Annotated in this window: 6 protein-coding genes; 4 read left to right on the top strand and 2 right to left on the bottom strand. The window is 70.6% G+C overall.

Features of this window, described 5'->3' with window-relative positions; translation table 11 throughout:
* Positions 1–206 precede the first annotated feature (206 nt).
* From CCS38_RS20375 to CCS38_RS20365, 3 genes are all read left to right on the top strand, one after another.
* Positions 207–1,037: a thioredoxin domain-containing protein gene (locus CCS38_RS20375; RefSeq protein ID WP_223734738.1), complete on the top strand. Its 831-nt coding sequence runs from the start codon at positions 207–209 to the stop codon at positions 1,035–1,037.
* A 58-nt stretch (positions 1,038–1,095) separates the two neighbouring features.
* Positions 1,096–1,941: a thioredoxin domain-containing protein gene (locus CCS38_RS20370; RefSeq protein WP_223734737.1), complete on the top strand. Its 846-nt coding sequence runs from the start codon at positions 1,096–1,098 to the stop codon at positions 1,939–1,941.
* 91 nt (positions 1,942–2,032) lie between these two features.
* Positions 2,033–3,673 (top strand): alkaline phosphatase D family protein, encoded by a 1,641-nt coding sequence (locus CCS38_RS20365; protein ID WP_223734736.1) that lies wholly within the window; start codon positions 2,033–2,035, stop codon positions 3,671–3,673.
* 46 nt (positions 3,674–3,719) lie between these two features.
* Here the strand turns inward: CCS38_RS20365 and CCS38_RS20360 are convergent, their stop codons facing one another.
* Complete coding sequence (locus tag CCS38_RS20360) at positions 3,720–4,310, bottom strand: dienelactone hydrolase family protein (RefSeq protein ID WP_372457122.1); 591 nt, start codon at positions 4,308–4,310, stop codon at positions 3,720–3,722.
* Positions 4,311–4,405: 95 nt separating this feature from the next.
* Between CCS38_RS20360 and CCS38_RS20355 the strand changes: the two genes are divergently transcribed.
* Complete coding sequence (locus tag CCS38_RS20355) at positions 4,406–5,482, top strand: mechanosensitive ion channel family protein (RefSeq protein ID WP_223734734.1); 1,077 nt, start codon at positions 4,406–4,408, stop codon at positions 5,480–5,482.
* Between the two features lie 15 nt (positions 5,483–5,497).
* Here CCS38_RS20355 and CCS38_RS20350 read toward each other — a convergent pair whose 3' ends face one another.
* A complete protein-coding gene (locus CCS38_RS20350) occupies positions 5,498–7,075 on the bottom strand; it encodes a Na+/H+ antiporter (protein ID WP_263302348.1) in 1,578 nt (525 codons plus the stop codon).
* Positions 7,076–7,137 lie beyond the last annotated feature (62 nt).

Raw genomic sequence — 7,137 nt, 5'->3', positions numbered from 1 at the left:
GGCGCGCCCCGCACCGCCCGGCCGTCCGCCCCGCGCCGGCCGCCGGCCCCTCCCTCAGTACCCCTCTGCTCGTGCACTGCGTAGTACGCCGGGGACCGCCCGTCTGCTCCCTCGCGGCCTGATCCGCGAGTCACCGGTCCCCTTCCGTACCCCGTGCGGGGCGCGCGCCGCCCCGGCACACAGCAGCCCCCAGGAGCGACACGATCATGAGCAACCGCAACAGCCAGGCGAACAAGCAGGCAGCGCGTGAGCGGCTGCGCGCCGAGCGCGAGCGGCAGGCCAAGAAGGACAAGCTGCGCCGTCAGCTGACGGTCGGCGGCGCCATCGTCGTCGTGCTGGCCATCGCCGGCGGCATCGGCCTGGCCGTCGCCAACTCCGGCGGCGGCGACGGCAGCCCGGAGGACACCTGGGCCAAGGCCAAGGACGCCAAGCTGGTCAAGCCGGCCAACACCTCCGGCGCCGACGGCACGACCATCACGATCGGCAAGAAGGACGCGAAGAACACCCTCGCGCTGTACGAGGACCCGCGCTGCCCCGGCTGCGCCAACTTCGAGCAGAACGTCGGCAAGACGGTCGAGAAGGACATCGCCGACGGCAAGTACAAGGCCACCTTCCACCTGGGCACCTTCCTGGACGACAACCTCCAGGGCACCGGCTCCAAGAACGCGGTGAGCGCGCTGGGCGCCGCGCTGAACAAGAGCCCCGAGGCGTTCCTCGACCTGAAGTACGCGCTGTACTCGAAGAAGTACCACCCGCAGGAGACCGGCCCGGACAAGTTCGCCGACGACTCCTACCTGATCAAGGTCGCGGACACCGTGCCGGAGCTGAAGGGCGACAAGGCGTTCCAGAAGGCCCTGAAGGACGGCACGTACGATCGCTGGGCGCTGACGATGTCGGACGCGTTCAACAAGGCGAAGGACGTACGGAGCACGCCGACGGTCAAGCTGAACGACAAGCTCCTCTCGGCCGACGGGCAGAGCGCGCCGTCCACGGTCGATGTGTTCCACTCCCTTGTGGACAAGGGCCTCAAGAAGTAACGGACGCGTCCGCAACGGCCGGCCCCCGTGGCAGACTCCCCGCCATGGAGGGGACCGCATGAGCAACCGCAACAGCCAGGCCGCCAAGTCCGCAGCCCGGGAACGCATACGTGCCGAACGGGAGCGGGAGAAGAAGCGCGCGAGGCTCCGCCGCCAGCTCGTCGTGGCCGGTGGCGTGCTCGGCGTCCTGGTGATCGCCGGCGGCATCGGCTACGGCGTCATGAAGGCCAACGAGCCCACCGGCTGGGAAGCCGCCAAGGAGGCGAAGCTGGTCCAGCCCGCGCACACGCAGGGCAAGAACGGCACCGAGATCGTCATCGGCGACAAGAACGCCAAGGACACCCTGGAGGTGTTCGAGGACATCCGCTGCCCGGCGTGCGCGTCCTTCGAGCAGTCCAGCGGCGAGGTCCTCCAGAAGGACGTCGAGGACGGCCGCTACAAGGTCCGCTTCACGATGTACGCGTTCATCGACGACATGGCCGGCGGCGAGGGCTCCAAGAACGCGCTGAGCGCGCTGGGCGCCGCGCTGAACAAGAGCCCCGAGGCGTTCCTCCAGTACAAGGAGGCGCTGTACTCGGTGAAGAACCACCCCGAGGAGAGCGTGGACACCTACGCCAAGGACTCCGCGCTGCTGAAGGTCGCCGACCAGGTGCCGGAGCTCAAGGGCGACAAGGACTTCCGGCAGGCGGTCGAGAAGGGCACGTACGACCGCTGGGCGATGGAGATGGCCGGGCTGTTCGGCCGCAAGGGCGTGAAGGGCACGCCCACCTTCCTGCACGGGGACAAGAAGCTGGAAATGGCGCAGATCCCGCAGCAGCAGATGACGCAGGCGCAGTACAACAAGCTCGCGCAGGCCAACTTCAAGAAGATGATCGACGAGGAGTTCGGCCCGGCGAAGAAGTGACGGCGCGGGGGCGCTGACCGGGGTACGGATTCACGGATTCGATGGAATCCGTACCCCTTGTTTCACTTACCAGCCAGTAGTGTGATCGGCCGTGACCGATCATGACCAGATCTCGCGCCGTACTGCCGTCACGGCCGTAGCCACGACCGCCGCCCTGCTGCCCTTGGGCGCCGCCGCCACCGCGCGCGCCGCCGAGCCCGCCGCCGCGGTCCCCTTCCGGCACGGCGTCGCCTCCGGCGATCCGCTGCCCGACGGCGTCCTGCTGTGGACCCGCGTCACCCCGGCCGCCGACGCGCTGCCCGGTTCGGGCAAGGGCCCGGCCACCGAGGTGAGCTGGCAGGTGGCCGCCGACAAGGGCTTCACCAAGGTGGTCGCGCGGGGAACCGCGACCGCCTCGGCGGCCACCGACCACACCGTCAAGGCGGACGTACGGGGCCTCGCGCCCGCCACCACCTACTGGTTCCGCTTCACCGCGCTCGGCGTCCACTCCCCCGTGGGCCGCACCCGCACCGCGCCCGCGGCGGGGACCGCGGCGCCCCACGTCCGCTTCGGCGTGGTCTCCTGCGCCAACTGGGAGGCCGGCTACTTCTCGCCGTACCGCCACCTCGCGGCCCGCACCGACCTGGACGCGGTGCTGCATCTCGGCGACTACCTCTACGAGTACAAGACGGGCGAGTACCCGGCCCTGAAGTACGTGATCCGACCGCACTCCCCCGGCCACGAGATCCTCTCGCTGGCCGATTACCGCATCCGGCACGGCGTCCACAAGACCGACCCCGACGCGCAGGCCATGCACGCCGCGCACCCGGTGATCGCGATGTGGGACGACCACGAGTTCGCCGACAACGCCTGGCAGGGCGGCGCGTACAACCACACGGCGGGCGCCGAGGGCGACTGGGCGGCGCGGATGGCCGCGGCGAAGCAGGCGTACTTCGAGTGGATGCCGGTACGCCCCTCGATCGCCGGCACCACCTACCGCCGCCTGCAGTTCGGCACGCTCGCCGATCTGCACCTGCTGGACCTGCGCAGCTTCCGGGACGAGCAGGTGCCGGTCGGCAGCGGCGAGGCCGATGACCCCGGCCGCACGCTCACCGGGCGGGCCCAGCTGGACTGGCTGAAGGCGGGGCTGGAACGCTCGGCGGCGGCCTGGCGGCTGGTCGGCACCTCCGTGATGGTCTCGCAGGTGGCCTTCGGGTCGGTGCCCGCGCATCTGCTGGGGCCGCTCGCCGAGGTGCTCGGCATGCCCAAGGAGGGGCTGGCCATCAACACCGACCAGTGGGACGGCTACACCGACGACCGGCGCGAGCTGCTCACGCACCTCAGCGACCGGTCCATCGGCAACACCGTCTTCCTGACCGGCGACATCCACATGGCGTGGGCCAACGATGTGCCGCTCAAGGCCGCGACGTACCCGGGGCAGGACCCGGTGGCCACCGAGTTCGTCGTCACCTCGGTCACCTCCGACAACCTCGACGACATCCTGCACGTCGCCCCGCACACGGTCTCCCTGCCCGCCGCCGCGGCCATCCGCGCCACCAACCGGCACGTGAAATGGCTGGACATGGACAGCCACGGCTACGGCGTCCTGGACGTCACCGCCGAGCGGACGCAGATGGACTACTTCGCCGTCTCCGACAAGGCCGACAAGAACGCCACGGCCTCGCACGTGCGCTCGTACCGCACGCTCAGCGGCACCCAGCGTGTGGAGCGGGCCGACGGGCCGGTGGTCTGACCGGAGACCGCGTACGGCCGCCGGGCCGCGCCTCCGGGCTCCGGGCTCACAGGCTCGCGAGGAAGCCCAGTCCCACCTTCCAGGCGCTCTCGGCGGCCTCCTTGTCGTGGTCGGGCAGCCCGTCGTCGGTGAAGAGGTGCCCGGCCCCGGCGTAGCGGTAGACCTCGACGTCGGCGCCGGCCCGCTGCATGCGGAGGTACCAGGCGTTCAGCCAGTCGTGCGGCTCGAAGGGGTCGGGGTCGGCCACATGCAGCTGGACCGGCAGCTCGTCCACGGCGGCGTCGTCGGCGATGTCGGACGTGCCGTGCATCAGCAGCAGTCCGCGCGCCTTCTCGTCGCCCAGCGCCAGATTCTGCGCGACGGAGCCGCCGAAGGACAGGCCGGCATAGACCAGCCCGCGGTCCGAGTACGGGGCCGCGGCGACCACCGCGCGCCGCAGCAGCTCGTCCTTGCCGATCTCGTCCTTGATCACGATGCCGTCCTCGATGGTGTCGGCAGTGCGCCCGTCGAACAGGTCGGGAACGATCACTTCATGGCCGGCAGCGCGCAGTCGCTCGGCGGCCGCCTGTACAGCCGGCCGCAGCCCGTACACAGAATGGAACAGAATGACGGTTTGAGTCGCCGCAGAGCCGGTCACTGGATTCACTTCCCTGTCGATGGATCGCACTCCTTCCATCGTGCCAGTTACGGTCGACAGGGAGCGGACCCCATATCAGGAGGAATCACGTGTCCATGGAGGACGTACTCCGTCCGCTGATCGTCGTGGGCGGCTCGGTCGCCCTCACGCTCGCCTTGGGGTGGGCGGCCGATCTGGCGATGCGCCGGGCCGACGCCGCGCGCCCGGACACCCCACTGTGGGGGCTGCTGCGGCGCTGCCGGATACCGCTCCAAGTCGTGCTGCTGACGGCCCTGTTGCGCGGCACGTTCGACCGCACCAAGATCGCGGTCATCGACGCGCACAGCGGCGGCATCGGGCAGCTGCTCTCCCTCGTCCTGATAGCCGCCACCGCCTGGCTGGCGATCAGGATCTCGGCGGCGATCGTGGAGTCCTCGTACTCGCGGTACGCGGCGGGCGCCCGCGACGCCGCCCGGGTCCGCCGGGTCCGTACGCAGGTCACGCTGATCCAGCGGGTGGTCACCGCGATCGTCATCGTCGTCGCCGTCGCCGCGATGCTGCTGACCTTCCCCGCGATGCGCACGGTCGGCACCTCGATGCTGGCCTCGGCCGGTGTGCTGGGCATCGTCGCCGGTGTCGCGGCGCAGTCCACGCTCGGCAACCTCTTCGCGGGCCTGCAGATCGCCTTCGGCGACATGGTGCGGATCGGCGACACGGTCGTGGTGGACGGCGAGTGGGGCACGGTCGAGGAGATCACCCTGACCTTCCTGACCGTACGGACCTGGGACGAGCGCCGGATCACCATGCCGGTCTCGTACTTCACCAGCAATCCGTTCGAGAACTGGTCGCGCGGCGGCGCGCAGATGACCGGCACCGTCTTCTTCCAGCTCGACCACAGCGCGCCGGTCGAGGAGATGCGCGAGAAACTGGCGGAGATCCTGAAGGGCTCCGACGCCTGGGACGGCCGGGACCAGACCCTGGTGGTCACCGACACCACGCCCACCACGATCGAGGTGCGGGCGCTGGTGACGGCCCGGGACGCGGACGCGATCTGGACAGTGCGCTGCGAGGTGCGCGAGCAGATGATCACGTGGCTGCGGGACGCGCACCCGTACGCGCTCCCGCGCGTCGCGACCGCGCCGGCCCCCATCCTGGAGCCCGGGCCGGAGCCCCGTCCCGCCCTTGAGAAGTAGCGTTTCAGCAGGCGATCAGGAAGGCGTGCTGCGCATACTCCGTACGTCCAGGTGGCGCAGCACCCGGTCGACCACCTCCGGGTCCGAGCCGGGCTCGGAGCGCGCCGCGAGTACTTCGTGGCGCGCGGCCGACAGCAGCTCGCTCTGGATGCGCTGGACCTTCTTCACGCGCGCGATGCGCTTGTCGTAGCCCTCGCGCCGCTCGTCGTCCACGATGTCCGGCGAGATGCGGGCGCCCATCTCGTACGTGCTCCGGGACAGCCGCTCCACGACCTCGTCGGACAGCTCCTCCTCCGCCAGCACCTCCTTCAGCCGCTGCCGGGACGCCTTGACCACCCGGATCGCCAGCTCGCGCTCCAGCGCGTCCTCGGCGTCCGTGTCGGCCCGCACCCCCAGCTTCTTGACCAGGAAGGGCAGCGTCAGGCCCTGGACGACGAGGGTGGCCAGCACCACGGAGAAGGCGATGAAGAGGATCTCGTCGCGGGCCGGGAACGGCCCGCCGCCGTCGACCTCGAACGGGATGGCCAGCGCCAGCGCCACCGAGGCCACCCCGCGCATCCCCGACCACCACATCACGATGGTCTCCCGCCAGCTGGTGGGGATCTCCTCCGCGATGCGGTGCCGGTGCAGCCGCTTGGCCAGCCACGCGGCGGGCAGCAGCCACAGCAGCCGCAGGCCCACCACGACCCCGATGACGGCGGCGCAGGCGCCCAGCAGCTGCTGCCAGTGCCCGGCCGCGGTGCCGAAGATGTTGTGCAGCTCCAGGCCGATCAGGCCGAACGCGACACCTGTGACCAGGGTGTCGACGACCTCCCAGAAGGTGTGCCCGGCGAGCCGGCCCATCACGTCGTCGGCGTCGGCGGCGTAGTGCGCGAGGAAGAGCGCCGCGGTGAGCACCGAGAGCACGCCGGAGCCGTGGAACTCCTCGGAGAGGACGTACGCCACGAAGGGCACCAGCAGCGACAGGCCGACCTGGAGGGTGGCGTCGTCCACCACGTCCATCAGCTTGTTGGCCAGCCAGCCGAGCACCACGCCGACCGCTATCGCCACGACGGCGGAGAGCACCAGCGTGCCGACCGCGGCCGGTGCCGAGAAGGTGCCGGAGACCGCGGCGGCCAGCGCCACGTGGTACAGCACGATCGCGGTGACGTCGTTGAAGAGGCCCTCGCCCTCCAGGATCGACACGAGTCGGCGGGGCAGCCCGAGCTTGCCGGCCACCGCGGTCGCGGCGACCGGGTCCGGCGGCGCGACCAGCGCGCCCAGCACGACGGCGGCGGCCACCGGCAGGCCGGGGACGACGCTGTGCGCGACGGCGGCGACGGCCGCGGTGGTCGCGAACACCAGCGCCACCGCGAGCAGGAAGATCGGCCTGATGTTGGCGGTGAACTGCCGCCAGGACGTGCGCTGCACCGCCGCGTACAGCAGCGGTGGCAGCAGCAGCGGGAGGATGTACTCCGGCGGCACATGGACGTTCGGTACGAACGGCAGCAGGGCCAGCACCGCGCCCGCAATCGTCATCAGCACCGGTGACGGCAGCCCCAGCCGGTCACCGAGCGGGACCATGACCACGGCCCCCAGCAGCAGGACGAACATCAGGGCCAGCTGGTCCACGGCAGGCACGCTCCGGAGCTTCGAAATCAGTCGATCACTGATCA

It is taken from the genome of Streptomyces purpurogeneiscleroticus (assembly GCF_020024005.1).
In the GTDB taxonomy this organism is placed as follows: Bacteria; Actinomycetota; Actinomycetes; order Streptomycetales; family Streptomycetaceae; genus Streptomyces; species Streptomyces purpurogeneiscleroticus.
The sequence above is the reverse complement of the archived record's forward strand: the minus strand, read 5'-3'. Positions and strand labels throughout refer to the sequence as shown.

Bases quoted from the DNA above. Each gene is read 5' to 3' on its own strand.
- CCS38_RS20350 (WP_263302348.1), bottom strand. From the start codon at position 7,075: ATGTTCGTCCTGCTGCTGGGGGCCGTGGTCATGGTCCCGCTCGGTGAC.
- CCS38_RS20355 (WP_223734734.1), top strand. From the start codon at position 4,406: ATGGAGGACGTACTCCGTCCGCTGATCGTCGTGGGCGGCTCGGTCGCC.
- CCS38_RS20370 (WP_223734737.1), top strand. From the start codon at position 1,096: ATGAGCAACCGCAACAGCCAGGCCGCCAAGTCCGCAGCCCGGGAACGC.
- CCS38_RS20375 (WP_223734738.1), top strand. From the start codon at position 207: ATGAGCAACCGCAACAGCCAGGCGAACAAGCAGGCAGCGCGTGAGCGG.